This window comes from Comamonas sp. 14P8.1.4, assembly GCF_057799285.1.
The window spans coordinates 41,044-67,132 of record NZ_JBYOKN010000015.1 but is presented as its reverse complement, the minus strand read 5'-3'; the positions used below and the strand labels follow the sequence as shown (position 1 = coordinate 67,132).

19 protein-coding genes are annotated in these 26,089 nt (G+C 59.6%); 5 read left to right on the top strand and 14 right to left on the bottom strand.

Annotated elements, in window-relative coordinates:
• Nucleotides 1-54: 54 nt before the first annotated feature.
• The 9 genes from dnaQ to uvrB all read right to left on the bottom strand — a co-directional run bounded on the left by dnaQ (nucleotide 55) and on the right by uvrB (nucleotide 8,582).
• Complete coding sequence (gene dnaQ, locus AC27VO_RS15515) at nucleotides 55-765, bottom strand: DNA polymerase III subunit epsilon (protein WP_488667619.1); 711 nt, start codon at nucleotides 763-765, stop codon at nucleotides 55-57.
• Nucleotides 766-768: 3 nt separating this feature from the next.
• Nucleotides 769-1,107, bottom strand: a complete 339-nt coding sequence (gene fdx, locus AC27VO_RS15510) for an ISC system 2Fe-2S type ferredoxin (protein ID WP_488667618.1) — start codon at nucleotides 1,105-1,107, stop codon at nucleotides 769-771.
• A gap of 12 nt (nucleotides 1,108-1,119) precedes the next feature.
• Nucleotides 1,120-2,991 carry a Fe-S protein assembly chaperone HscA gene (gene hscA, locus AC27VO_RS15505; RefSeq protein ID WP_488667617.1) on the bottom strand — a complete coding sequence of 624 codons (1,872 nt, stop codon included), beginning with the start codon at nucleotides 2,989-2,991 and terminating at the stop codon, nucleotides 1,120-1,122.
• Nucleotides 2,992-3,065: 74 nt separating this feature from the next.
• Entirely contained in the window at nucleotides 3,066-3,584 is a 519-nt protein-coding gene (gene hscB / locus AC27VO_RS15500) for a Fe-S protein assembly co-chaperone HscB (protein WP_488667616.1), read from the bottom strand.
• 72 nt (nucleotides 3,585-3,656) lie between these two features.
• Complete coding sequence (iscA, locus tag AC27VO_RS15495; protein WP_488667615.1) at nucleotides 3,657-3,980, bottom strand: iron-sulfur cluster assembly protein IscA; 324 nt, start codon at nucleotides 3,978-3,980, stop codon at nucleotides 3,657-3,659.
• Between the two features lie 2 nt (nucleotides 3,981-3,982).
• Nucleotides 3,983-4,384 carry a Fe-S cluster assembly scaffold IscU gene (gene iscU / locus AC27VO_RS15490; RefSeq protein ID WP_488667614.1) on the bottom strand — a complete coding sequence of 134 codons (402 nt, stop codon included), beginning with the start codon at nucleotides 4,382-4,384 and terminating at the stop codon, nucleotides 3,983-3,985.
• 43 nt (nucleotides 4,385-4,427) lie between these two features.
• The gene (locus tag AC27VO_RS15485; protein ID WP_488667613.1) at nucleotides 4,428-5,648 is read right to left on the bottom strand and encodes an IscS subfamily cysteine desulfurase; all 1,221 of its coding nucleotides are present in this window, start codon (nucleotides 5,646-5,648) and stop codon (nucleotides 4,428-4,430) included.
• A 93-nt stretch (nucleotides 5,649-5,741) separates the two neighbouring features.
• A complete protein-coding gene (iscR, locus tag AC27VO_RS15480) occupies nucleotides 5,742-6,278 on the bottom strand; it encodes a Fe-S cluster assembly transcriptional regulator IscR (protein WP_054067271.1) in 537 nt (178 codons plus the stop codon).
• A gap of 243 nt (nucleotides 6,279-6,521) precedes the next feature.
• Nucleotides 6,522-8,582: an excinuclease ABC subunit UvrB gene (uvrB, locus tag AC27VO_RS15475; RefSeq protein ID WP_488667612.1), complete on the bottom strand. Its 2,061-nt coding sequence runs from the start codon at nucleotides 8,580-8,582 to the stop codon at nucleotides 6,522-6,524.
• A 118-nt stretch (nucleotides 8,583-8,700) separates the two neighbouring features.
• Between uvrB and AC27VO_RS15470 the strand changes: the two genes are divergently transcribed.
• From AC27VO_RS15470 to AC27VO_RS15455, 4 genes are all read left to right on the top strand, one after another.
• Nucleotides 8,701-9,897, top strand: coding sequence for an amino acid aminotransferase (locus AC27VO_RS15470; protein WP_488667611.1), 1,197 nt, complete (start codon nucleotides 8,701-8,703; stop codon nucleotides 9,895-9,897).
• Between the two features lie 207 nt (nucleotides 9,898-10,104).
• Nucleotides 10,105-11,022 carry a CoA transferase gene (locus AC27VO_RS15465; RefSeq protein ID WP_488667610.1) on the top strand — a complete coding sequence of 306 codons (918 nt, stop codon included), beginning with the start codon at nucleotides 10,105-10,107 and terminating at the stop codon, nucleotides 11,020-11,022.
• 109 nt (nucleotides 11,023-11,131) lie between these two features.
• Nucleotides 11,132-12,667, top strand: a complete 1,536-nt coding sequence (locus AC27VO_RS15460) for a methyl-accepting chemotaxis protein (protein ID WP_488667609.1) — start codon at nucleotides 11,132-11,134, stop codon at nucleotides 12,665-12,667.
• Nucleotides 12,668-12,684: 17 nt separating this feature from the next.
• Nucleotides 12,685-15,135: a putative bifunctional diguanylate cyclase/phosphodiesterase gene (locus AC27VO_RS15455; RefSeq protein ID WP_488667608.1), complete on the top strand. Its 2,451-nt coding sequence runs from the start codon at nucleotides 12,685-12,687 to the stop codon at nucleotides 15,133-15,135.
• A gap of 39 nt (nucleotides 15,136-15,174) precedes the next feature.
• On the opposite strand, the gene AC27VO_RS15450 is transcribed toward AC27VO_RS15455, so the two are convergent.
• On the bottom strand, nucleotides 15,175-17,676 hold the full coding sequence (locus tag AC27VO_RS15450) for a YgiQ family radical SAM protein (protein WP_488667607.1): 2,502 nt from the start codon (nucleotides 17,674-17,676) through the stop codon (nucleotides 15,175-15,177).
• 138 nt (nucleotides 17,677-17,814) lie between these two features.
• Between AC27VO_RS15450 and AC27VO_RS15445 the strand changes: the two genes are divergently transcribed.
• A complete protein-coding gene (locus AC27VO_RS15445; RefSeq protein WP_488667606.1) occupies nucleotides 17,815-18,099 on the top strand; it encodes a hypothetical protein in 285 nt (94 codons plus the stop codon).
• 54 nt (nucleotides 18,100-18,153) lie between these two features.
• On the opposite strand, the gene rssA is transcribed toward AC27VO_RS15445, so the two are convergent.
• Genes rssA through smc form a run of 4 tightly spaced genes read right to left on the bottom strand, consistent with a single transcriptional unit; the run spans nucleotide 18,154 to nucleotide 25,996 of the window.
• The gene (gene rssA / locus AC27VO_RS15440) at nucleotides 18,154-19,122 is read right to left on the bottom strand and encodes a patatin-like phospholipase RssA (RefSeq protein ID WP_488667605.1); all 969 of its coding nucleotides are present in this window, start codon (nucleotides 19,120-19,122) and stop codon (nucleotides 18,154-18,156) included.
• Nucleotide 19,123: 1 nt separating this feature from the next.
• Nucleotides 19,124-21,229 carry an NAD-dependent DNA ligase LigA gene (gene ligA, locus AC27VO_RS15435; RefSeq protein ID WP_488667604.1) on the bottom strand — a complete coding sequence of 702 codons (2,106 nt, stop codon included), beginning with the start codon at nucleotides 21,227-21,229 and terminating at the stop codon, nucleotides 19,124-19,126.
• Nucleotides 21,230-21,247: 18 nt separating this feature from the next.
• Nucleotides 21,248-22,444, bottom strand: a complete 1,197-nt coding sequence (locus tag AC27VO_RS15430) for a cell division protein FtsZ (RefSeq protein WP_488667603.1) — start codon at nucleotides 22,442-22,444, stop codon at nucleotides 21,248-21,250.
• 27 nt (nucleotides 22,445-22,471) lie between these two features.
• Nucleotides 22,472-25,996, bottom strand: a complete 3,525-nt coding sequence (gene smc, locus AC27VO_RS15425; protein WP_488667602.1) for a chromosome segregation protein SMC — start codon at nucleotides 25,994-25,996, stop codon at nucleotides 22,472-22,474.
• Nucleotides 25,997-26,089 lie beyond the last annotated feature (93 nt).

The following is a 26,089-nucleotide window of genomic DNA, read 5'->3' as shown; positions in this document are numbered from 1 at the left end:
GATGTCAGTGTGCTGACAAGCCTTAGATTATGGCACAGCTTGGCTTGCGTTTTTTCATACCCGCCAAATTGTTTTGCCACCAGACGCTTTATCCAGATCCGCCAAGACTGCTTCGTGCAAGGCTTGCTCTTGCTCACTCGGCTGGAGCACAGGCAATTTGAAGCTGCGCAAATCAATCGCTTGCACTGCGGAGCCAACTTGCACGTTGGCATGCACCTCATCCACGGCCACCATCACCAGTGAATTCTGGCCACGTGTCATATTGATGTACACGTCTGCCAGCAGCTCCGCATCCAGCAATGCACCGTGCAGCTCGCGACCGCTGTTATCCACCTCCAAGCGTGAACACAGGGCATCCAGTGAGTTGCGCTTACCCGGAAACAACTCTTTGGCCATCAGCAAAGAGTCCGTCACCTTGCCTACATAGCTCGTGACGGGCTTGAGCCCAAGCAGAGACAACTCTTTGTTCAAGAACCCTACGTCAAAAGGCGCATTGTGAATAATCAGCTCTGCACCTTGCAGATAGGCCAAGATTTCTTCGGCCTTCTCAGCAAACTTGGGTTTATCACTCAAAAACTGGGTGGTCAGCCCGTGCACACGCAATGCATCGGGATGGCTGTCTCGTCCTGGATTGAAGTACAGGTGCAGGTTGTTGCCCGTAAGCTTGCGATTCACCAGCTCAACGCAACCCAGCTCAATGACGCGGTCACCCGCCTCCGCGGACAGACCTGTGGTTTCCGTATCCAGAACAATAAGACGCGACATAAATCAGTGGTTTTCCTTGGCGTGATTGATCGAGTACTTGGGAATTTCGACCACCAGATCCGTTTGCGCCACGATGGCCTGGCAGCTCAAGCGCGATTGAGGCTCGAGACCCCAGGCACGATCCAACAGGTCATCCTCTTCTTCTTCAGAAGCATTCAGGCTGTTAAAGCCCTCGCGCACGACCACATGGCACGTGGTGCAAGCACAGCTCATATCGCAAGCGTGCTCGATCTTGATATTGTTGTCCAGCAACGCTTCGCAAATAGAAGTGCCCGCAGGCACATCCAGGCTAGCCCCTTCAGGGCAATATTCAGCGTGGGGAAGAATTTTGATAATGGCCATTTTTTGGATTGATCAAGAAATAGATTGAACGTTCTTACCTGCCAAGGCTTCGCGAATACCGCGATTCATGCGTTCTGCAGCAAACGCCTCCGTCCCCTTGGCCAGGGTGTGCGTGGCGGCCTCCACATGGGCCGCCTCTTCCGAGGTGACTGCCTGGCGCAGTTGCGCCATCAACCCCTCAATATCAGCGCGCTGATCAGGCGTCAAAACATCGCCATCCGCATCCAACGCGCTCTGTGTTACCAAGAGCATACGGTCCGCGTCAACGCGTGCCTCTACTAGCGCACGCGCCTTCATGTCAGCCTGTGCTGTGGCAAAGCCTTCTTGCAGCATGGTCGCAACCTGCTCATCCGACAAACCATAGGATGGTTTGACATCGACCTGCGCTTCCACGCCACTGGTTTGCTCTTTGGCATTCACGGACAGCAGGCCATCGGCATCCACCGTGAAACTTACGCGAATGCGCGCCGCACCGGCTGCCATGGCAGGAATGCCGCGCAACTCAAAACGCGCGAGACTGCGGCAGTCTTGCACCAGATCGCGCTCACCTTGCACCACATGAATAGCCATGGCTGTCTGGCCATCTTTGTAGGTGGTGAAATCCTGCGCACGCGCCGTAGGAATGGTTTCGTTGCGCGCAATGATGCGCTCCACCAAACCACCCATGGTTTCTACGCCGAGTGACAACGGAATAACATCCAGCAACAGCAACTCACCCGCGGCATTGTTGCCTGCCAATTGATTGGCCTGAATGGCCGCCCCCAGGGCGACCACCTCATCGGGGTTGAGGTTGGTCAATGGCGGCTGGCCAAAAAGTTCGGCAACGGCTTCCTGCACTTGCGGCATGCGTGTGGAGCCACCGACCATGACCACGCCCTTGACTTCGTCCACACCCAAATCAGCATCCCGCAATGCGCGGCGCACCGCTTGCAGTGAGCGCTTGGTCAATGCAGCCGTGGTCTGCGCGAAATCCTCCCGAGTCACGGTTTGCTGCAACAAGGCTCCGCTAGGCAGCGTCAACGCAAACTCCGTGCGATCTGCATCCGTCAGCCGCTCTTTGCAGGCCTTGGCAGCCACCCGCAATGCGGCCCAGTCAGCGGGCGATTGAGGCTCTACGCCGCAGCGATCCAACACCCAGCGCCCCAAGGCGGCGTCGTAGTCGTCTCCACCCAGGGCAGAGTCACCGCCGGTCGCGATGACTTCAAACACACCTTGTGCCAGCCGCAGAATGGAAATATCGAAGGTGCCACCGCCCAAGTCATACACGGCATAGATACCTTCGCTGGCGTTGTCCAAGCCATAAGCAATCGCCGCAGCAGTGGGCTCATTGATCAGGCGCAGCAAATTCAGCCCCGCCAGCTTCGCCGCGTCTTTGGTTGCTTGGCGCTGTGCGTCATCAAAATACGCCGGCACAGTAATCACTGCACCATGAATATCGTCGTTGAAAGTATCTTCGGCGCGGTAGCGCAGCGTGGCCAGGATCTCCGCACTGACCTCCACCGGGCTTTTACGACCCGCACGGGTTTGCAACTCCACCATCGCGGTGCCCGCCGTCTGTTCCAACGTATACGGGAGCTGCTGGCTCTGCGCGCCCAGGTCCGCAAGGCTGCGCCCCATAAAGCGCTTCACCGACACAATGGTGTTCGCAGCATCCTCGACTTCATGGCCACTCGCTGCATAGCCAATTTGTCGTTGACCTTCGGGGGCATAGCGCACTACGGAAGGCAGCAGCACCCGGCCATCATCATCAGGCAAGCACTCTGCCACACCATTGCGCACAGACGCGACCAAAGAGTGTGTGGTACCCAGATCGATACCCACAGCAATACGACGCTGGTGAGGATTGGGGGATTGCCCAGGTTCGGAAATTTGCAATAAGGCCATGTGAATCTGTCTCTTTATGAGCGGCGCTGCCGCTCCTGTACCCTGACACAACAACGCAGGGCGCTATAAGCAAGCTATTGTTCCAGCTGCTCGCGGCGGCGTTCGATGTCTTGCGCAAAGCGCTCTACAAACATGAGGGATCTCACGGTTTGCACCGCCTCATGGGCCCCTGCCGCAGACACCAGAAGCTGCTCGCACTTTTGAAGCATACTGCGCTTTACCTGCGCCACTTCTGACGACAAATCATCCAGATGATCTTCCGTCACAGCATCATCAAGCGCTTCACGCCACTCCATTTGCTGCATCAAAAAATCAGTCGGCATGGCCGTGTTGTCTTCAGCCCTGACAGGCACGCCATACAACTCGCACAGATACGCGGCCCGTTTCAGCGGGTTTTTCAGGCGCTGATAAGCCTCATTGATGCGCACCGACCACTGCATGGCGACACGCTGCGCAACCCCACCTTCCCCCGCAAAGCGGTCCGGGTGAGTTTGCTTTTGCAAAGCCTTCCAACGCGCGTCCAGCGTGTCACGATTCAGCGCAAACTGCCGTGGCAGGCCCATCAATTCAAAATCGTCAGACTGCAGATTCATGTCAATAAAAAACCGCCAGCACAAGCGTAATGGCGGTTTTATTTATAAAGAGCCCGAAAGCCCGTTGGCAACTTAGATGCGGAAGCTCTCACCGCAACCGCAACGATCCCGCTCATTGGGGTTGTGAAACTTGAAGCCTTCGTTCAAGCCTTCACGCACAAAGTCCAGCTCGGTACCGTCAATGTAAGCCAAGCTCTTGGGATCAATCATGACCTTCACGCCGTTGCTTTCAAAAACAACGTCGTCTGGGTCTTGCTCGTCCACATATTCCAGTTTGTAGGCCAGACCAGAGCAGCCCGTGGTTTTCACACCCAGGCGCACCCCAACCCCTTTGCCACGCTTGGTCAAATAGCGGTTGACATGGCGTGCTGCTGCATCAGAGAGCGTGACTGCCATTTTTATTCAGCAGCAACCGTCTCGCCGCGCTTGGCGCGGTAGTCATTCACTGCAGCCTTGATAGCGTCTTCAGCCAAGATCGAGCAGTGCACCTTCACGGGAGGCAATGCCAACTCTTCTGCAATCACGCTGTTCTTCAGCGCTGCCGCTTCATCCAGCGTCTTGCCCTTGACCCACTCGGTCACCAGCGAAGAGGAAGCGATCGCAGAGCCACAGCCGTACGTCTTAAAGCGCGCATCTTCGATCACGCCTGTCTCAGGGTTCACCTTGATTTGCAGCTTCATCACGTCACCACAAGCTGGCGCACCCACCATGCCAGTACCTACGCTGTCGTCACCCTTGTCGAAAGAGCCAACGTTGCGGGGATTTTCGTAATGGTCAATAACCTTTTCGGAATAAGCCATGGTGTCTACCTCTTGAATTCAAATAATCAGTTCGTTGGCGTGCTTAGTGCTCAGCCCACTGGATGGTGCTGATATCAATACCATCCTTGTACATTTCCCACAGCGGACTCAACTCGCGCAGCTTGGCAACGTTTTGACGGATTGTGGTGATGGCATAGTCAATCTCCTCTTCCGTGGTGAAGCGACCAATGGTCATGCGCAGCGAGCTGTGTGCCAGCTCATCGCTGCGACCCAAGGCGCGCAACACATAGCTAGGTTCCAGGCTGGCCGATGTGCAAGCCGAACCGGAAGACACTGCCAAACCCTTGATACCCATGATCAGGGACTCGCCTTCCACATAGTTGAAGCTGATGTTCAGATTGTGTGGAACACGGTGCTCCAGATCACCATTGACGAACACTTGTTCAATGTCCTTCAGGCCATCGAGCAAACGCTGCTGCAAACGCTTGGCGTGCTCATAGTCCTTGTGCATCTCTTCCTTGGCCAAGCGGAAAGCTTCACCCATACCCACGATCTGGTGTGTTGGCAAAGTACCCGAGCGCATGCCACGCTCGTGACCACCGCCGTGCATTTGGGCTTCCAAACGCACACGCGGCTTGCGACGTACATACAGAGCGCCAATACCCTTGGGACCATAAGTCTTGTGCGATGCCAAGCTCATCAAATCGACGGGCATCGTGGCCATGTTCAGAGACATCTTGCCCGTTGCCTGGGCTGCATCCACGTGGAAGATGATGCCTTTTTCGCGGCAGATAGAGCCAATGGCATTCAAGTCCTGAATGACACCGGTTTCATTGTTCACCGCCATCACACTGACCAAAATCGTGTCAGGGCGCAGCGCTGCCTTGAAAACTTCCAGATCCACCAGACCGTTGTCCTTGACATCCAGATACGTCACTTCAAAGCCCTGGCGCTCCAGCTCACGCATGGTGTCCAGCACCGCCTTGTGCTCCGTCTTCACGGTGATCAGGTGCTTGCCTTTGCCTTGGTAGAAGTGCGCAGCGCCCTTCAATGCCAGGTTGTCAGACTCTGTAGCGCCACTGGTCCAGACGATTTCACGAGGGTCTGCACCAATCAGGTCAGCCACTTGCTGGCGCGCCTTCTCAATCGCTTCTTCTGCTTCCCAACCCCAAGCATGGCTGCGGGAAGCCGCATTGCCAAAGTGCTCACGCAACCACGGAATCATGGCATCCACTACGCGAGGATCGCAGGGAGTGGTTGCACCGTAGTCAAGATAAATGGGGAAATGTGGGGTCATGTCCATGGCTGGCTCTAATGAATATCTCTGGCAGCATCACTGCTGCCGTATCAAACGTTGATCAACCTGCCGATCAGCTCGGCGGGCGGACTCTCGCGCTTAAGATTTGGCGAAAACGTTACCCAGCGCGAATACCGAATTGGGGGCGTTCACACGGATGGGCTTCACCACTGGTGCAGTGGAAATGGCGCGGCGCACAACGGGCTTGTCTTCAATTTGAACGCCCTTGGCCAACTGCTCATCGACCAGCTTTTGCAGCGTGACAGAGTCCAAAAACTCCACCATGCGCTGGTTCAGTGCAGACCACAACTCATGGGTCATGCAGCGACCGGCTTCGCCCATGCAGTTTTCTTTACCGCCGCACTGGGTGGCGTCAATAGGCTCATCCACCGAAACAATGATGTCTGCTACGGTGATTTCTGCCGCCTTGCGAGCCAGTGTGTAGCCGCCACCAGGGCCGCGGGTGGATTCCACCAGTTCATGGCGACGCAACTTACCGAACAATTGCTCCAAGTAAGACAGCGAAATTTGCTGGCGCTGACTGATCGCAGCCAACGTGACAGGGCCATTGTTTTGGCGCAATGCCAAGTCGATCATGGCTGTGACCGCAAAGCGGCCTTTGGTAGTGAGACGCATCGTGAGCTCCTTCAGTCAGGCTGTTAGTTACAGAAACATCAATCGCGGCAAACCGGATTGACTACCGTCTCCGCCCTTACTCCAGCACTACGTTCCTGTGGTAGCACCGAGCCCTTCATTGAGAAGTTTTTTGTTGTTGTTGAGTAATTACCCGCAGTATACCAGAAACCCCATTATTTTTGTCGGATACACGCAATCACCGCCATGAAGCCAAACTATCAGCGCAGGAAAAGTGTTTAAAAATCAAGCTCCAAACAGCTTTTGCTTCAACACTGCGACCTGATCCCGCAATCGGGCCGCTGCCTCGAAATCCAGATTCTTGGCGCGCTCCAGCATCTCTTTCTCCATTTTCTTGATCTCTTTGGTGAGCTCTGCGTCGGACATCCCCTCCAAAGCGCCACGGTGAACTGCCGCGCGATTTTGCTCATCCGCTGCACGCACGCTTTTCTCGCTGTAGACGCCATCAATCAGGTCTTTCACCCGCTTGACAAGTGCCTTTGGCGTTATTCCATTGGCTTCATTAAAAGCCATCTGTTTTTCCCGGCGGCGCTGCGTCTCATCCATGGCCTTGCGCATGGAGTCCGTAATGCGATCGGCATACAAAATGGCCTTGCCATGCAAATTACGGGCAGCACGGCCAATCGTTTGAATCAAGCTGCGCTCTGCCCGCAAAAAGCCTTCTTTGTCCGCATCCAGAATGGCCACCAGCGAAACCTCCGGAATATCCAGACCCTCGCGCAGCAAGTTAATCCCTACCAGCACATCAAAAACACCCAGGCGCAGATCGCGGATGATTTCCACGCGCTCCACCGTATCAATGTCGGAGTGCAAATAGCGCACCTTCACACCGTTTTCGGTCAGGTAGTCGGTCAGCTGCTCGGCCATGCGCTTGGTCAACGTCGTAATCAGCACGCGCTCATCCTGCTCTGAACGTAAGCGAATCTCCTGCAGCACATCATCCACCTGGTGCGTAGCGGGGCGCACTTCAATCTCAGGATCCACCAAGCCCGTGGGCCGCACCACCTGGTCAACCACCTGACCCGAATGGGTCTTTTCGTATTCAGCCGGCGTGGCCGAGACAAAAATCACCTGGCGCATGCGTTGCTCAAACTCTTCAAATTTGAGTGGCCGGTTGTCCATGGCCGAAGGCAGACGGAAACCGTACTCCACCAACGTCGTCTTGCGCGCCCTGTCGCCGTTGTACATGGCGTTCAACTGCCCGATCATCTGATGGCTCTCATCGAGAAACATCAGCGAATCTTTGGGCATGTAGTCCGTCAGGGTGCTGGGTGGTTCACCGGGCGCTGCACCCGACAGGTGGCGCGTGTAGTTCTCAATCCCCTTGCAGTGCCCCACTTCGCTGAGCATCTCCAGATCAAACCGCGTGCGCTGCTCCAGGCGCTGCGCCTCCACCAGCTTTCCCATGTCCACCAGTTGTTTGCTGCGCTCGCGCAACTCTTCCTTGATGGTCTCCACCGCAGCCAGCACCTTGTCGCGCGGCGTCACATAGTGGCTGCTGGGGTAGACGGTAAAACGCGGAATACCTTGCTTGATACGCCCCGTGAGCGGGTCAAACAACTGCAAGCTATCCACCTCATCATCAAAAAGCTCAATGCGCAAAGCCAGCTCGGAATGCTCTGCCGGGAACACATCAATGGTGTCACCCCGCACGCGGAAAGTACCGCGCGAGAAACCCTGGTCGTTGCGCTGGTACTGCATGCGAATGAGCTGGGCAATCACATCGCGCTGGTTCATGTGGTCGCCGGTGCGTACGGTCATCACCATCTGGTGATAGCTCTCGGGCTCACCAATACCGTAGATGGCCGACACCGTGGCCACAATCACCACGTCGCGCCGCTCCATCAAGCTCTTGGTGCATGACAGGCGCATCTGCTCAATATGCTCATTGATAGCACTGTCTTTTTCGATGAACAGGTCGCGCTGCGGCACATAGGCTTCAGGCTGGTAGTAGTCGTAGTAGCTGACGAAATACTCCACCGCATTCTTCGGAAAGAACTCCCGGAATTCGCTGTACAGCTGTGCGGCCAGCGTTTTATTTGGCGCAAAAATGATAGCTGCCCGCCCAAGGCGAGCAATCACATTGGCCATGGTGAAGGTCTTGCCTGAGCCCGTAACCCCCAGCAATGTCTGGAATGCCTCGCCATCCTGCACCCCCTCCACCAGCTTGTTGATGGCGGTCGGTTGGTCGCCCGCTGGCGGGTATGGCTGAAACAGCTCGAATGGCGAGTCGGCAAAAGTAACGAAGGTGCCCTCAGGCACAGAAGCATTTGTTTCTTCTTGCATGGATTTATGTGTTCAGCGCATGGCTCGATGCCGGAGTAAAATCGTGAGCTAACCCTCAAGCCTACCGCAGGAGTTCGTTGGGGGTGCGCTGATTTATTTCTACCCTCAAGGACAATCCATGTCTCTGTTTACCGCCGTCGAAATGGCCCCCCGCGACCCTATTTTGGGTCTGAACGAACAATTCGCAGCCGACACCAACCCCAGCAAGGTGAATCTGGGCGTGGGCGTGTACTTTGACGACAACGGCAAGCTGCCTTTACTCCAGTGCGTGCAAGCCGCTGAAAAGGCCATGATGGACAAGCCCACACCCCGTGGCTACCTGCCTATCGACGGTATCGCGGCTTACGACAATGGCGTCAAGGCCCTGGTGTTCGGCGCTGAGTCCGACGTGGTCAAGTCGGGCCGTGTATCGACCGTGCAAGCCATTGGCGGCACAGGCGGCCTGAAGATTGGTGCCGACTTCCTGAAGAAGATCAGCCCCAGCGCCAAGGTGCTGATCTCCAACCCCAGCTGGGAAAACCACAAGGCCATCTTCACCAATGCAGGCTTTGAAGTGGGCACCTATGCGTACTACGACGCAGCCACCCGCTCCATCGACTTCGACGGCATGCTGCGCGACCTGAACGCCGCCGCCGCGGGCACCGTCGTGGTGTTGCACGCTTGCTGCCACAACCCCACCGGCTACGACATCACTGCCGCCCAGTGGGACAAGGTCATTGAAGTGGTCAAGGCCAAGGGCCTGGTCGCTTTCCTGGACATGGCCTACCAAGGCTTTGGCCACGGCATTGCCGAAGACGGCGCCGTGATCGGCAAGTTCGTGGCTGCCGGCCTGAACATCTTTGTGTCCACCTCGTTCTCCAAGAGCTTCAGCCTGTACGGCGAGCGCGTGGGCGCCCTGTCCGTGGTCGCCTCTGACAAGGACGAAGCTGCACGCGTGCTGTCGCAGCTGAAGATCGTGATCCGCACCAACTACTCCAACCCACCTACACACGGTGGTGCGGTCGTGGCTGCCGTGCTGAACAACCCCGAGCTGCGTGCGCAGTGGGAAACAGAACTGGGCGAGATGCGCGTGCGCATCAAGGCCATGCGCCAAAAGCTGGTGGACGGCCTGAAGGCTGCGGGCGTCAAGCAAGACATGTCTTTCATCACCACCCAGATCGGCATGTTCTCGTACTCTGGCCTGTCCAAGGAACAGATGATTCGCCTGCGCTCCGAGTTCGGCGTGTACGGCACAGACACCGGCCGCATGTGCGTGGCCGCGCTCAACAGCAAGAACATTGAGCACGTGTGCAAGGCCATCGCCGCCGTGATCTAAGCTTTTTTGCTAACTGATCAAAAACCGCCTTCGGGCGGTTTTTTTATGCCCAACCCCATAAAACAATAGCTAGCAGCGCTCTTTGCGCCTTGATTTCCGAATTAAAACCAATTACAAGCCAATAAAAACAAGCGCAAGCTGCTATCTATTTATCAATTGACGCCTTGGCGGCAGACTTTGCACGGCACACACTGCTACAAAGCGTGCATGCATGCCACCGCCCCATCCTCCGCTTTTTTGCCATTGCAAGGCATTCGCGTGCTGAGTCTTGCGCTCAACCTGCCAGGCCCTGCTGCCTTGCTGCGCTGTCACCAGATGGGCGCGCACTGCAGCAAGCTGGAGCCCATCGCCCCCCCCCAGCGCAGCGCCGACCCCATGCAGGCTTACAACCCAGACGCGTATGCGCAGTTGCACGACGGGGTAGAAGTCCTGCAAGCCAACCTGAAAACGGCAGAAGGCCAGGCCCTGCTACATACCCAGTTGACGCGCACGGATGTGCTGCTCACCTCGTTTCGCCCCAGCGCCTTGGAAAAACTGGGCCTGAGCTGGGACAGTCTGCACACCCGCCACCCTCGCCTGAACATGGTCTGCATCTTCGGCAGCATCGCGCCACAGGCCATGGACCATGCTGGCCATGACCTGACCTACCAAAGCGAAGCTGGCCTGGTCAACGGCGGTCATCTCCCCGCCAGCCTGTTCGCCGACATGGCTGGCGCCATCATGGCCAGCGAAGCTGTGCTGCAAACCTTGCTGGCACGCGCACAAAGCGGCGGCGGGCACTACCTGCACGTCGGCCTGGCCCAGGCCGCGCAATGGCTGGCACTGCCGCGCCAGTGGGGCATGACCACACCCAGCGGGGATGTGGGCGGCGCCCACGCCGGTTATCGCCTGTACCGCTGCCAGGACGCCTGGGTGGCACTGGCTGCGCTGGAGCCACACTTTGCACAGCGCATCTGCCATGCCGCAGGCCTGCCACACTGCACCGGCAGCGTGGACGAGATGCGCACGCCCACCGTTCACACCGCCATTGCCACCTTCATGCAGCGCCACTCAGGCGCGGAAATATTGGCGATGGCAGCACAAAGCGACATCCCCCTACAGTTGATTTCCTCTGATCACAAATAATTACATCAAGCACCCGGCGGCCTGCCACCTCTCGTAGCGCATTGCGCTAAAGCCACTCTCAACCCATCTACAGGCCTGCCCTGCTGCTGCGCTTGAAAGGTTTGTGTCGATGGTTCAACGTCTGGCGGTCGCTGCCGATAACAGTTTGAAAACCCTGGCCCTCAAAGCCGACCGCATGGTCATAGGGGTGCTGTTGTTAGGTGCTGTTGCAGCAGCCATGCTTGGCGCCATCAACGGCCCAGCCCTTTCCGGCACCGCCATGGCCAGCGCACTGGCCGTCATCGGTCTGCTGGCTTGGCGCCTGGCACCCGGCACCCTCTGGAGCCGCATGAGCCTTGCCGTCATCGGCATGCTCATGGTGAGCTTGCACATACAGCTGTCCATGGGGTTGACTGAATTGCATTTCGGCGTCTTCGTGTTTCTGGCGTTCTTGCTGGTCTACCGCGACTGGCGCCCCATCGTTGCTGCCGCAGCCACCATTGCCATTCACCATATTGCTTTTGACCGTTTGCAAGCACTGGGCTGGCCCGTGTTCTGCATGAGCGAGCCCAACTTTGGCCGCGTGCTCATGCATGCGGCATTCGTCGTTGTGCAAACTGCGGTGGAAGTGGTGATGGCCCTGCGCATGCGTGCCGAAGCCGTAGAAGCGCACGAGCTGCACACGCTGTGCCAACCCACTCCCGAGGGGCAGCTCAGCCTGGATGTGCGCCCCATTCAAGTGCGCAGCGCGTCGGCCATGGCCGTGCGCGAAGCCTTTCTCAAGCTCAACCAGCTGGTTTCTCAAGCGCGAGTGACCGCCGATGTCGTCCAGCAAGGCAGCGCCCACATTGCCGCAAGCAACCAGCATCTGGAGCAGCGTACCCAGGACACCAGCACCCAGCTACAGGCCACCGCTGCCTGCGTGCGACAAAGCCAGGATGGCGCGCATGCCAGCGCCACAGAATCTGCCTCCGCCCATGAACTTGCAGCACATGCCACGCGTGATGCGCAAAACTGTGGCGCCGTAGTTGGCCAAGTGGTCACCACCATGCATGCCATCCACGATAGTGCGCGCAAGATTGGCGACATTGTGGGCTTGATTGACTCCATTGCTTTCCAAACCAATCTGCTGGCACTGAATGCAGCTGTCGAAGCCGCACGTGCAGGCGAACATGGCAAAGGCTTCTCGGTGGTTGCTTCCGAGGTGCGCAGCCTGGCGCAGCGCAGTGCCAACGCCACCAAGGATGTTCGCAGTTTGATTCAGAACTCACTGCAACATGCAGCGCAGGGTGCCAGCCTGGTTCAGGCGGCGGGCAACAGCACCCAGGCCGTTGTGCAACACACCCACAGCATGGCTGAGGCGATTGAGCGACTTAGCCAACTGGCCAGCGCACAGGCCCACTCGCTTCAGCAAGCGACCACCGCTATCAACAACCTGGAAGCCATGGCACAGGACAACGAACACCTGGTCTCGCAATCCGCCGCTGCTGCCGCCCAGTTGCTGGAGCAAGCCACCCAGCTCCAGAGCGTGGTCATTGATGTCAAAAGTGCCCCTTCCGAAGCGCCCTACCCTACCACGCACGTCGAACCTACCGTTTCCATCGCACCGTCACTAGCCCGGCCCCATCCCTCTGCGGCCATCTTCCCCATGCAAGCTGCTTTTTAAGTTCAGGAGAAACTTGCATGCCCAGCCACACCATCACCCGCAAAGCATACAAATGGCGGCGCTGGCTCTTCATCTGCGCCGTCGGGGTTCAGCTGCTCGTTGCCAGTGGCAGCATCATGTTGATCTCTTCGGTCCGTGTTGTGGTTAGCGGCGAGAGTTTGTGGAGCAAGGGCTTATCCACCGCCTTTGTGCACCTGCAGCGCTATGCAGAGAGCGGCATGGCCCAAGACTATGCAGATTTTCAGCGGGCACTGGCCATACCTCTGGGGGTCGGCAGTGCACGCAAAATTCTGGATAGCCATGGCGACAACCTGGCGGCCGTGCGCCAAGGCCTGCTCCAAGGGGAAAACCATCCGGATGACATCGACAGCCTGTTGCAGGTTTTACCCAACGTCTGGGATGCCCCGGTACTTGCGCCAACGATCCAGCTCTGGCGCCAGGGTGATAGCCATGTTCAAGAGGTGCAAGCACTGGGTGAAAAAATTCTGGAGCGGCGCAGCTCCAGCAAACCCGTCACCGCCGCAGAAATTCACGCCTGGAGCCAGCAGATCACGGATGCCAACAACACCGTGATGCCTTTGGCCAAAGCCTTCAGTGCCTCCTTGGGCTACCACTCACGCCAACTCAGCAAGCTGCTGCTGTGCATCAACTTGTTGACTGCACTGGTCTTGAGCCTACTTTACTGGCTCTCCGTCCAACGCGCCATTGCCGAAAGTGACCGAGCGCACAACGAGCTGGAGGTGGAGCGCCAGCACAGCAGCGTGACACTGGCCGCCCTGGGCGATGGCGTCATCACCCTTGATGCACAACTGCATATTCGCTATGCCAACCCCTCTGCCCTGCAATTGCTGGACATGCCTGTCGGGCAGTTGCTGGACCGCAAGATTGCAGACATTCTGAGTTTCATCCCCGAACTCATCGCAGGCCCGCCAGCCTCCACCCATTCCAACACCACCAAGAACAAGGCCGACAGCAACGTCCATTGGATCAACCGCGCAGACAAAGACAGCGTGGCCGTGCGCATCTCGATCACCACGCTGCAGCACGACGACCAGCACTCCGGCCATGTGGTGGTGATGCATGACGTCTCGCAAGAGCAGAACTACATGCGCATGCTGGCATGGCAAGAAAGCCATGACTCGCTCACCGGCCTGCAAAACCGCGCTGCGTTCGAAACCTTTCTGGAACAGATCATTGGCAATCAGCAGGCCAGCTTGCTGCAGCTCAATCTGGACCACTTCAAGATGATCAACGCCACCTACGGCCATGCCGTCGGCGACGAGGTACTGCGCCAGGTCTGCCACATGCTGCGCACCGCCCTGCGTGAAAGCGATGTGCTCGCACGCATAGGGGGCGATGAGTTTGCCGTGCTGCTCACCAACTGCCAGTCGCATGCGGCCATGCAAACGGCCGAGCGCTTGCGCAAAAGCGTGCACGAGCTCAATGTGCACTGGCACCAAAAGAATTTGCACACCGGCGTCAGCATTGGCGTGGTACACATCGAGTCCCACCACAGCAGCGATGCGCAATCCCTGCTGGGCATGGCGGACAAGGCCTGCAAGCACGCCAAGAGCACGGGGCGCAACCGCATCACGGTCTACAACCCCTTCAACCGCGTTTTTCAGCGCTACCAAGGCGATATGGAGTGGGTACAGCGCCTGCGCTCCAGCCTGGAAAACAACCAGTTCACGCTGATGGCGCAAACGGTGTACCCCTTAAAGCCCCAGGCCAAGGGCATGACCGGCGTGCATTTCGAAGTGCTGCTGCGGCTGCAAGACGGGCCGAACAACTTCATCTCCCCGACCGTCTTCATTCCCATCGCTGAACGCTACGACCTGATGCCCCACATCGACCGCTGGGTGGTGCGTAACGCGCTCAAGCTGGTCCGCACCTATCTGTCCCAGGATGCCAACATCAGCACCTGCTCCATCAATCTCTCTGGTGCCAGCTTGGGCGACAACGAACTGCTGGAATTCATCCGCCACAACATCCTGGAGTACGGCGTGGCCGCCGAGAAGCTGTGCTTTGAAATCACCGAAACCAGCGCCATTGCCAGCATGGAAAGCGCTTCCTCCATGATTGCCGAGCTGCGCGAGATGGGTTGCCGCTTCTCGCTGGACGATTTTGGCTCTGGCATGGCCAGTTTCAAATACCTGCAGCAACTGCCTGTGGACTACCTGAAGATTGATGGCAGCTTTGTGCAAGACATGCTCAAGAACCCCAGCAACCATGCCATGGTCGAAGCCATTCACCACATTGGGCGCGTACTGGGCAAGACCACGGTGGCCGAATTTGTCAGCGATGCGGCCACGTTCGAAGCACTCAAGGCTATGGGAGTGGACTACGCCCAAGGCTTTTACATTGCCCCCCCGGTGCCGCTGAATGCCGAATTCTTTTTGCGGGCATCACTGCCGCCCCCACAAATTGCCCCCGTGGGCAGCGAAAAAACGCCGGTCCCACGGTTTTGAAGACATAAAAAAGGCCGACTGCAAAGTCGGCCTTTTGTTTTAGCGCTGCGGCTTGCCCGGCTTACCACCGGTGCTGCGGCTCTTGACCCCTGCGCGCGGAGGCAGCCCGGTGTGCTGGGTCAGCAGCTTGCCAGGGCGTGGCTGTTGCCCTGCCTCAGCCTTGCTGCGAAAGCGCACATCGCCCTTGGGCTCCATCAGGGCCTGTTCATCTACCTTGCGCGGGCGCAGGGCCACGGCCTTACCATCCTTGTTCGTGGTGTAGCCCATGCCAGCCTTGGCACTGCTCGAAGACGTGCTGTTTTTCTTGCGCGCGGTTTGGTAGCTGCCGTCCACCAGGGGCTGGAAGGTCGGAATCAGGTGATTCTTGCTGTTGCCGATCAAGTCCGAACGCCCCATGGTCTTGAGCGCCTCGCGCAACAGCGGCCAGTTGTTGGGATCGTGGTAACGCAAGAACGCCTTGTGCAGACGGCGGCGCTTTTCACCACGCACGATGTCCACGCGCTCTTCCTGCTCGTCACGCATCTCGCGGCGCACCTTGGTCAAGGTGTTGCGACCCGAGTGGTACATGGCGGTGGCGGTGGCCATGGGGCTGGGGTAGAAGGTCTGCACCTGGTCAGCGCGGAAACCGTTCTTCTTGAGCCAGATGGCCAGATTCATCATGTCTTCATCGCTGGTGCCGGGGTGGGCGGCAATGAAGTACGGAATCAGAAACTGCTTCTTGCCGGCCTCTTCGCTGTATTTTTCAAACAGCTGCTTGAACTTGTCGTAGCTACCAATGCCCGGCTTCATCATCTTGTTCAGCGGGCCAGCCTCGGTGTGCTCAGGAGCAATTTTCAGATAACCGCCCACGTGGTGCTGCACCAGCTCTTTGACGTACTCGGGCGATTTAACCGCCAAGTCATAGCGCAGGCCCGAGCCGATCAAGATCTTCTTGATGCCCTTGAGCTTGCGTGCACGGCGGTAGATGTTGATCAGCGGACCATGGTCCGTGGTCAAGTTCTGGCAAATACCCGGGAACACACAGCTGGGCTTGCGGCAATGCTTTTCGATCTCGGGGCTGGAGCAACCCAAACGGTACATATTGGCCGTGGGGCCGCCCAAGTCCGAAATGGTGCCAGTAAAGCCCTTGACCTTGTCGCGAATGTCTTCGATCTCTTGAATGATCGAGTCTTCCGAGCGGCTTTGGATGATGCGGCCTTCGTGCTCGGTGATCGAGCAGAAGGTGCAGCCACCAAAGCAGCCGCGCATGATGTTCACCGAGGTGCGAATCATCTCCCACGCGGGGATCTTGGTCGCACCCTCGTGGCTGCCGCTCTCATCGGCATAGCTGGGGTGCGGGCCACGAGCGTACGGCAGGCCAAACACCCAGTCCATCTCGGCCGTTGTCAGCGGGATGGGTGGCGGATTCAACCACACATCACGCGCAGCCGTGCCTTCGCCGTGGGTTTGCACCATGGCGCGGGCATTGCCGGGGTTGGTCTCCAGGTGCAGCACGCGGTTGGCGTGGGCGTACAGAATCGGGTCGCTCTTGACCTGCTCGTAGCTGGGCAGGCGCAACACTGTCTTGTCACGCGGAGGCAGCTTGCTTTTGCTGCGCAGCGAGAGATTGGGCACAAACTGAATCGGCTGCACCGCAGGCAGTGCCGATTGCGCATCTTTTTGGCCGCTAGCACAGGCTGCACCAGTGCTTGCAGCTACATCATTGGAAGCATCTTCCTTCGAGCAGGTCTGACCCTGGGCCGCAGCCTGCTCGCTGGTGGTCATATAGGGGTTGATGGGGGCTTCCACCACACCGGGCTCATCCACCACGGTGGAGTCCACCTCAAACCAACCCTCTTCCGAAGCGCGGCGAAAGAATGCCGTGCCGCGCACGTCGGTGATGGTTTCCACCGGTTCGCGCCGCGCAATGCGGTGGGCCACTTCCACCAGCGCACGCTCGGCGTTGCCGTAAAGCAGGATGTCGCACTTGCTGTCCACCACGATGGAGCGGCGCACCTTGTCGCTCCAGTAGTCATAGTGGGCAATGCGGCGCAGCGAGCCTTCGATGCCGCCCAGCACGATGGGCACATCCTTGAAGGCTTCGCGGCAGCGCTGGCAGTAGACGATGGCCGCACGGTCCGGGCGCTTACCGCCCACATCACCGGGGGTGTAGGCATCGTCAGTGCGAATTTTGCGATCCGCCGTGTAACGGTTGATCATCGAATCCATATTGCCCGCCGTCACCCCCCAGAACAGGTTGGGCTTGCCCAGTGCCTTGAAGGCCTCGGCGCTTTGCCAGTCAGGCTGGGCGATGATGCCCACGCGAAAGCCTTGGGATTCCAGCACACGGCCGATCACGGCCATACCAAAGCTGGGGTGATCCACATAGGCATCGCCCGTCACCAAAATGATGTCGCAGCTGTCCCAGCCCAGCTGGTCCATTTCTGCGCGTGTCATCGGCAGGAATGGGGCCGTGCCGAAGCGCTTCGCCCAGTACGGGCGATAGCTGGTCAGCGGCTTGGCATCGCGCTGAAAAAAGGAAACATCAATCGGTGCGTTCATCGGGGGATTCGTGCGGGAAAATTTAACCCCACAGTGTACGTTTGCACTACCAACATTGGGGGCAGTAGGTCTATAGCGCTGCAGCTTGCCAGAGCTTGCGTTACAAAGCACTTTTGCCCCAGAAACACCTGCACCGCCATGAGCATCGTCGTCTTTCACCTGCACAACGCCGAACCCGAGGGCCAGCCGCCCGTCTGGCAGCCTCACTGCCAAGCCTACAGTGACCGCGAGATGAGCCAGGCCCTGGCCCAGTGCCAGCATTTGCGCGCCGACCCGCGCAATGCACACATCTGCATCTCTTCGGAGTTGCGCGAGATGGTGGGCATCATGGGTGTATCGGCCGTGGAAAATGGCCGCACCCCCGACGGCGAGGTCTATGACTGGAGCAAGGCCGGGCGCGCAGGCGCTGTGCGCCGTCGCTAGGCATTCACCATCAAAACAGGCTGCAGCGCTTACCAGACAAGCGCTAGCAGCTATTTATTTTTCAGTATCCAGGGCCTTCCAGCCAAAATGCACCAGGCCCGGCAAAGCGGCCTGGGCTGCAGCGTAGCCCTCGTCCATGGCCTCTTGGGCACGGTGAAAGTCCAGCAGCCCCAGGTGCGCCAGGCGCGGCGCAATCAGCAGCTCTGGCGGGTCTCCAGCCATGCGGCTGCGCGTGATGCGCATCTGCATGATGTTGACGCTGGTCATCACCACATCCAGCAGCGAAGGAATGGGCACTGCATCGGGATTGGCCAGGCCTGCACCGCCAGGCATCCAGCTGCGCCAGCCCGATTGCAGGCGGCTGATCCACGCGGCGCTTTGCGCCTCCACCACTTCGGGCGGGTGATTGTCTTGCTGTGGCTCGGAAGCCACCACGCCCAGCGGGCGCATGTGGCGCTGCATCAAATCGGCGTTCAGATCGACGGCAATCACGATATCGGCGCCCATGGCCCGAGCCAAAGAGGCGGGCACGGGGTTCACCAGTCCGCCGTCCACCAGCAACCGCCCATCGCGCGCCACCGGGGTAAACAGGCCGGGTAGCGCAATCGATGCCCGCACCGCCTTGGCAATCGATCCATGGCGCAACCAGACTTCGGCGCCCGAATGCAGGTCGGTGGCCACCGCACCAAACGGCATGGCCGCATTTTCAATGTCAAAGTCGGCAAAGTTACGGCGCCAAAAATCAATCAGCTTCTCGCCCTTGAGCATGCCACCGGCCAGGTTGAAGTCCATGAAGCCAAACACGTCGCGCATGCCCAGGCTTTGCACCCACTCGGCAAAACGTTCCAGCTCACCCGCCGCATAGGCGGCGCCCACCAGCGCGCCGATGGATGCGCCACAGACCACATCGGGCTTGATGCCCGCATCTGTCAGGGCCTTGAGCACACCGATGTGCGCCCAGCCACGGGCGGAGCCACTGCCCAGCGCCAAACCAATCTTCGGAGTGCGCGGGGCCAGTGCCATATCAAACGTCCTTACCTTGTAACAACTGCAGCATGCCAGCTTCATCCAGCACGGGCACGCCCAACTCCTGGGCCTTGGCCAGCTTGCTGCCGGCCTCTACACCGGCCACCACATAGCTGGTCTTTTTGCTGACCGAGCCGCTGACCTTGGCCCCTGCCGCTTCCAGCATGTCCTTGGCTTGATCGCGCCCCAGCGTGGGCAAGGTGCCGGTCAGCACCACGGTCTTGCCCGCCAAAATTTGCGGGGCCTTCTCGGCTGGTGCGCCCTCTTCCCAGTGCACGCCACAGGCACGCAGCTGCTCCACCACCTCGCGGTTGTGGGGCTGGGCAAAAAAGGTGTGAATGCTCTCGGCCACCACAGGGCCGACATCGCGCACTTCCAGCAACTGCTCGACGCTGGCATCCATGATGGCGTCCAGCAAGCCAAAGTGGCGCGCCAAGTCTTTGGCGGTGGCTTCGCCCACATGGCGAATGCCCAGGCCAAACAAAAAACGGTTGAGCGTGGTGGACTTGGACTTTTCCAGCGCCGCCAGCACGTTCTGCGCAGATTTTTCCGCCATGCGCTCCAGGGACGACAGTGCCATCAGCCCCAGGCGGTACAGATCGGGCAGCGTGCGCACCACATCACCGTCAACCAGTTGGTCAACCAGCTTGTCGCCCAGCCCTTCAATATCCATGGCGCGGCGCGCCGCAAAGTGCAGCAGTGCTTCCTTGCGCTGCGCCGGGCAGAACAGCCCGCCCGTGCAGCGGTGGTTGGCTTCACCAGGCTCTCGCACCACGGCGGAGCCGCAGATCGGGCAAGTCTTGGGCATCTGGAAGTTGGGTACATAGGCGGGGCGCTCGCCCGGCACCTTGCCCACCACTTCCGGAATCACATCGCCTGCGCGGCGCACGATCACCGTGTCGCCCACGCGCACGCGTTTTTTGCGAATTTCAAACAGGTTGTGCAGCGTGGCATTGGTCACCGTCACGCCACCTACACTCACAGGCTGCAGCCGCGCCACAGGCGTGAGCTTGCCGGTGCGCCCCACCTGCACATCCATTCCGTCCATGACCGTGGCCATTTCTTCGGCCGGGTATTTGTGCGCCACAGCCCAGCGCGGCTCACGCGTAACGAAGCCCAGCTGGCGCTGCAAGGCCAGGCTGTTAACCTTGTAGACCACGCCGTCCATCTCGTACGGCAGCTGCGGGCGCTCCTGCCCCATGAAGGTGTGAAAAGCTACCAATTCCGAAGCGCCATGCGCAATACGCACCTGGGCTGCCACCGGAAAACCCCAAGATTTCAGTTGCATCAGCAAGCCGTAATGGGTGGCGAAATCGGGGCCGCCCTGCGCTGCCGGTGTCACTTCGCCCATGCCATAGGCAAAAAACGACAGCGGCCGCTGCATGGCAATCTTGGAGTCGAGCTGGCGCACCGAGCCTGCCGCCGCATTGCGCGGGTTGGCAAACAGCTTGCCGCCTGCAGCTTCCTGGCGTTCATTGAGCAGGGTGAAGTCCGCACGGCGCATGTACACCTCACCGCGCACTTCCAGCACCGGGGGTACATCGGCGGCATCCAGCACCAGTGGAATCTGGCGGATGGTGCGAATGTTGTGCGTCACATCCTCGCCCACCTCGCCATCGCCCCGCGTGACGGCATGCACCAGCTTGCCGCTCTCGTAGCGCAGGCTCATGGCCAGGCCGTCAAACTTGGGCTCCGCCACGTATTCCACGGCGGGCGCATCGTCTGCCAGCTCCAGCTCACGGCGAATGCGCGCATCAAAGGCTTCTGCGCCCGATGCTTCGTTATCGGTTTCGGTGCGGATCGACAGCATGGGCACCACATGGCGCACAGGATTGAGACCGTCCAGCACGGCGCCAATCACCCGCTGCGTGGGCGAATCCGGTGTCACCAAGCTGGGGTATGCACCTTCGAGGGCCTGCAACTGCTGAAACAACTGGTCGTACTCGCCATCGGGCACCGAGGGGGTGTCGAGCACGTAGTACTCATGCGCCCATTGCTGCAGCTGGCGACGCAGACCCGCCACCTTGGTAACTACCGCTTTAGGAGCAGTCAGCGTAGGCTGGGCGGGCGTTTCATCGCCAAAAAGGTCGAAAGTATCGCTCATGAACGTGCCAAGACACCATCAATTGAACAGACGGCGCGCCAGCATGGAGCCGGCCGACAGCTCGCGACTGTCCAGCTTGTCGTAGAGCTTTTCCAGATCGGCACCGATCGGATCCAGCACCTGGGGCAGCAGCTGGTAGCCATTTTGGTCACACAGCATGCCATCCATGCCTTCGCACAGGCTTTGCACCACTTCGCGCAAGCGGGTGAACGGCTCTTCGGTGCGTGGCACCTGGGGCACATCCAGGCTCAACCAGACTTCATGCACAGCGGTTTGGTCCAGGTTGTCCGCCTGGGCAGCCTGCGCGTCATACGCCAGACTCAGCAGCGGCGCGTGGCCTGCCACACCAGAAGGCAGCTGCATGCGACCGGGCATGGCCGCAGGCACAAAACCTGCCGCCGCCGCGTGCTGCTCGATATAACCGGGGCTCCAGGCCGCACGGCGGGGGCGCAGCATGAAGCTCAGTTGCGCATCATGTTCACCCGCAAACTGGTCCAGTTCGCGCGCGCGGCTGACTTCGTGCAGCATGTCAGGCAGGTCAACAGCGGCGTTGAGCGCATCACCAAAGCCCTGGACCTTGGCAGCGAACTCCGAAAACTCGATCTCGTTGAGCGCGCCCAAGCGGTTGGCCAGCTGCACCCCCGCCTGGAAGGCGGAATAACGCTGGCCTGCACGCACGGTTTCCCACTCGTCAGAGATAGCGTTCAACCCCTCAATGCGAAAAGGCTTGCTGCCAGCGCGGCGCGTGGTGGGCTGCACCACCAGGGCGGCATCACCGCTGATGATGCCTTCCAGACGGATGGGTGCAATAGCGTCAATCAGGCCATCCAGGGCCAGCTTGCGATCCGCACTGTGCTGGGCAGTGCGCACGCCAGACTCGGCAGCGGCTGCTGCCCCTGCGGTCGCGCCCTCCGCCAACTCACCAGCAGGCACGCTCTGCAGCGCCGGGTCATGGGCCAGGCCCTCGGCACCCGCCTCATGGGCCGGTGTGGCATCCATCAACGGGTCCACCAGCGGCTCGCGGGCGTGCTCGGGCATGTTGGTGACGTCCACGCCATCGAGCGCCGGGTCGAAACGGGACTGGCTCTCAGCCAGGCGGGTTTCTGCATCGGCACGCTTGGGTGCATTGCGGCGGTGCATCCAGGTGTTGTAGGCCACGATCAGGCCCAGCAGGATCACACCCACCACGGCCAGACTGATTTGAAGGGTACTCATGGAATTGCTCTGTCCCGTAATCCGTACTTAGGCGTGCGCCATGGACAGGGCAGATTCCATATCCACAGCCACAATGCGTGAGACACCTTGCTCTTGCATCGTCACACCGATCAATTGTTGTGCCATTTCCATGGCAATCTTGTTGTGACTGATGAACAGGAACTGGGTTCCACGGCTCATGCTGGCCACAAGTTTGGCATAGCGTTCAGTGTTGGCATCGTCCAAGGGGGCATCCACCTCGTCGAGCAAACAGAAAGGCGCGGGATTGAGCTGGAAGATGGCAAACACCAGCGCAATTGCAGTCAGGGCTTTTTCGCCACCGGACAGCAAGTGAATCGTCTGGTTCTTTTTGCCCGGTGGTTGCGCCATCACCTGCACGCCCGAATCCAGAATTTCATCGCCCGTGATAATCAGCTTGGCCTGCCCGCCGCCAAACAGCTCGGGGAACATGCGGCCAAAGTGCTCGTTGACGGTATTGAAAGTGCCCGAGAGCAGCTCACGCGTTTCGTTGTCGATCTTCTTGATCGCGTTTTCCAGCGTGGTCATGGCCTCGGTCAGGTCGGCCATCTGGGCATCCAGGAAAACCTTGCGTTCCTTGGCCAGTTGCAACTCTTCCAGCGCGGCCAGATTCACCGCACCCAGTGCAGCAATCTCACGGTGCAAGCGGTCGATTTCGCTTTGCAGCCCATGCAGCTTGACGTTGCCTTCCAGAATCGACTGGGCCACGGCCGCCAGATCGGCGCCAGCTTCGGCCAGTTGCTGCTCGTACTGGGCGCTGCCCAGCGAGGCCGCCTGCTCCTTGAGCTGGAACTCCGTGATGCGCGCACGCATGGGGTCCAGCGCCCGCTCAATCTGCACGCGGCGGTCATCGCTGGCACGCAGCTTGTTGGTCAGGTCTTCGTATTCGCTGCGTGCGCTGGCCACGGCCTGCTCACGCTCCATCTTCAGCGCCAGGGCATCTTGCAGCCCCCCTTGGGCGGCGGCATCGTTCAAGCGCCCCTGCTCGGCCAAGGCGCGTTCGCGCTCTTCCAGCAAGGCCTTGGTTTGCTGCTCGGCCGTCTCCAGCGTGCGCTGCAGCTCCGCCTGGCGCGCCTGCATGCTGCGCTGGCTGAAGGTCGCTTCCTGTGCGCGACGCTCCAGCGTGCGCAGCTGCTCACGGCTTTCGGCCAGCTTGCGCTCGGACTCAATCACCTTTTCGTCCAGCTGGGCGTGCAGCTCCTGGCTGTCAGCCAACTGCATGTCCAGCTCTTCAAAGCGCGCCTCGGCGGCCACAGCCCGCTCTTGCAAATCATCCAACACTGCTTGCACTTCGGCCACATCGGCCTCAATCTGCGCGGTGCGCGCACGCGCCTGCTCGGCCTGCTGCGTCAAGCGCAGCATGTCCACCTGCAGCTCGTGCGCAGACTGTTTCGCTTCCGTGGCTTCGCGGCGTGCGGTCACCAGCCGTTGTGAGGCATCGGCATACGCGGCTTCGGCCTTGACCAAGGCGGTACGGCTTTCTTCGCTGATCAACGCCTGGGCCCGCAGCTCTTTTTCCAGGTGCTCAATTTCTTGGGCACGGGCCAGCAGGCCGGATTGCTCCGAGTCCTGGGCATAAAAACTCACGCTGTGCGCCGTCACGGCATGGCCGGTGGGTACGTAGATGGTGTCACCCGCTTGCAGCTGTGCGCGGTGGTTCAGCGCTTCATCCAGCGATTGCGCGGTGTAGCAGCCAGCCAGCCACTCGGTCAGCAAGGCTTTGAGACCGACATCGGCCACGCGCAGCAAGTCCGCCAGCAAAGGCAGGCCGTTGCCACGCAGCGTGATGGCGGCATCCGGCTTGGAATAGAACGCCAGGCGGGCCGGCGGCGCCTCTTTGGCACCGGCACCCAGAAAACCGCGCACCATGTCCAGGCGGCTGATCTCCAGCGCCCCCATGCGTTCGCGCAAAGCGGCTTCCAGGGCGTTTTCCCACCCGGTTTCCACCGCAATCTTGGTCCACAGGCCTTGCAAGCTTTCCAGTCCGTGCTGGGCCAGCCAGGGCTGGAGCTTGCCATCGGTCTTGACCTTTTCCTGCAAAGCCTTGAGCGCTTCCATGCGCGCAGCCAGCTCTGCCTGCTTGGCGGTCTCGCTGTTCAGCGACTGCTGGCGCGTGCGGCGGTCATCGTCGAGTTGCGGCACGCTGTCTTGCAGCTCGGCCAGGGCCGCCTCAGCCATTTCGGCCATTTCGGCCGCGTCTTCGTAATGCGCGGTGATCTGCTGCAGACGCGCTTCGTCCGGCGTGGCCAAGGCGTTGCGGTCATTGCGCAAGCGCTCCAGGCGACCTTCGTGCTGGCGGTTTTGTTCGTTGATGCTGCGCTGCTCAGCGGCCAGCACCTGGATTTGCTGCTGCACCTGCACCACTTGCTGGCGCTGGTCGTTGGCCTTGTTCTGCGTAGCGCGCAAGGCGTCTTCCAGATCAGGCAGGCGCAGGCTTTGTTCTTCCAGCTGAGCAGCCAGCATTTCGGACTGCTCTTCGGCATCCATGCCATTGGCAGCCAGATTCTCCAGCTCCACGTCGGCATCTTCCTTGCGCTGCGCCCACTGGGTGATTTGCTCGGCCAGCTGCTGCATGCGCTGCTCAACGCGCTGGCGCCCTTCGACCACGTAGCGGATTTCGGCTTCCAGCTTGCCCACTTCGGCCGTGGCTTCGTACAAGCGCCCCTGCGCCTGGTTGACCTTGTCCCCGGCTTCGTAGTGCGCCTGGCGCACGGCTTCCAGATCCGCCTCGATGTGGCGAATCTCAGCCATGCGCTCTTCCAGATCATTGACCGCCTGTAGGCCTTCCTGGCGAATCTTGGCCAGATCGCCCTCGGCGTCCTGCTTTTTCAGAAACCACAGCTGGTGCTGCTTGAGGCTGACGCTGCTTTGCAGCGCGTTGTACTGAGCGGCGACCTCGGCCTGCTTTTCCAGCTTGTCAAGGTTGGCGTTCAGCTCACGCAGAATGTCTTCCACCCGGGTGAGGTTCTCGCGCGTGTCGCCCAAGCGGTTTTCGGTCTCGCGGCGGCGCTCCTTGTATTTGGAGACGCCCGCAGCTTCTTCGAGGAACAGGCGCAGCTCTTCCGGGCGCGACTCAATGATGCGGCTGATCGTGCCCTGACCGATGATGGCGTAGGCGCGTGGCCCCAGGCCTGTGCCCAGAAACACGTCCTGCACATCGCGGCGGCGCACCGGCTGGTTGTTGATGAAGTAGCTGCTGTTGCCATCGCGCGTAAGCACGCGCTTGACGGCGATTTCGGTGAACTGCCCCCACTGCCCCCCTGCGCGGTGGTCGCTGTTGTCAAACACCAGCTCCACGCTGGAGCGGCTGGCTGGCTTGCGGTGCGTGGTGCCGTTGAAGATCACGTCCTGCATGGACTCGCCACGCAGCTCGCTGGCTTTCGACTCTCCCAGCACCCAGCGCACGGCGTCCATGATGTTGGACTTGCCGCAGCCGTTGGGGCCCACCACACCCACCAATTGCCCAGGCAGCAAAAAATTGGTTGGCTCAGCAAAAGACTTGAAACCAGAGAGCTTGATGGAGTTAAGGCGCACGGAGGATCTGTCTCAGAAGCAGGCAAAGCGAGATGGACGAACAGCGATGATAACGCGCTCGGTTACAAGCGCTTGCCAGCCGCCCCTGCGAAG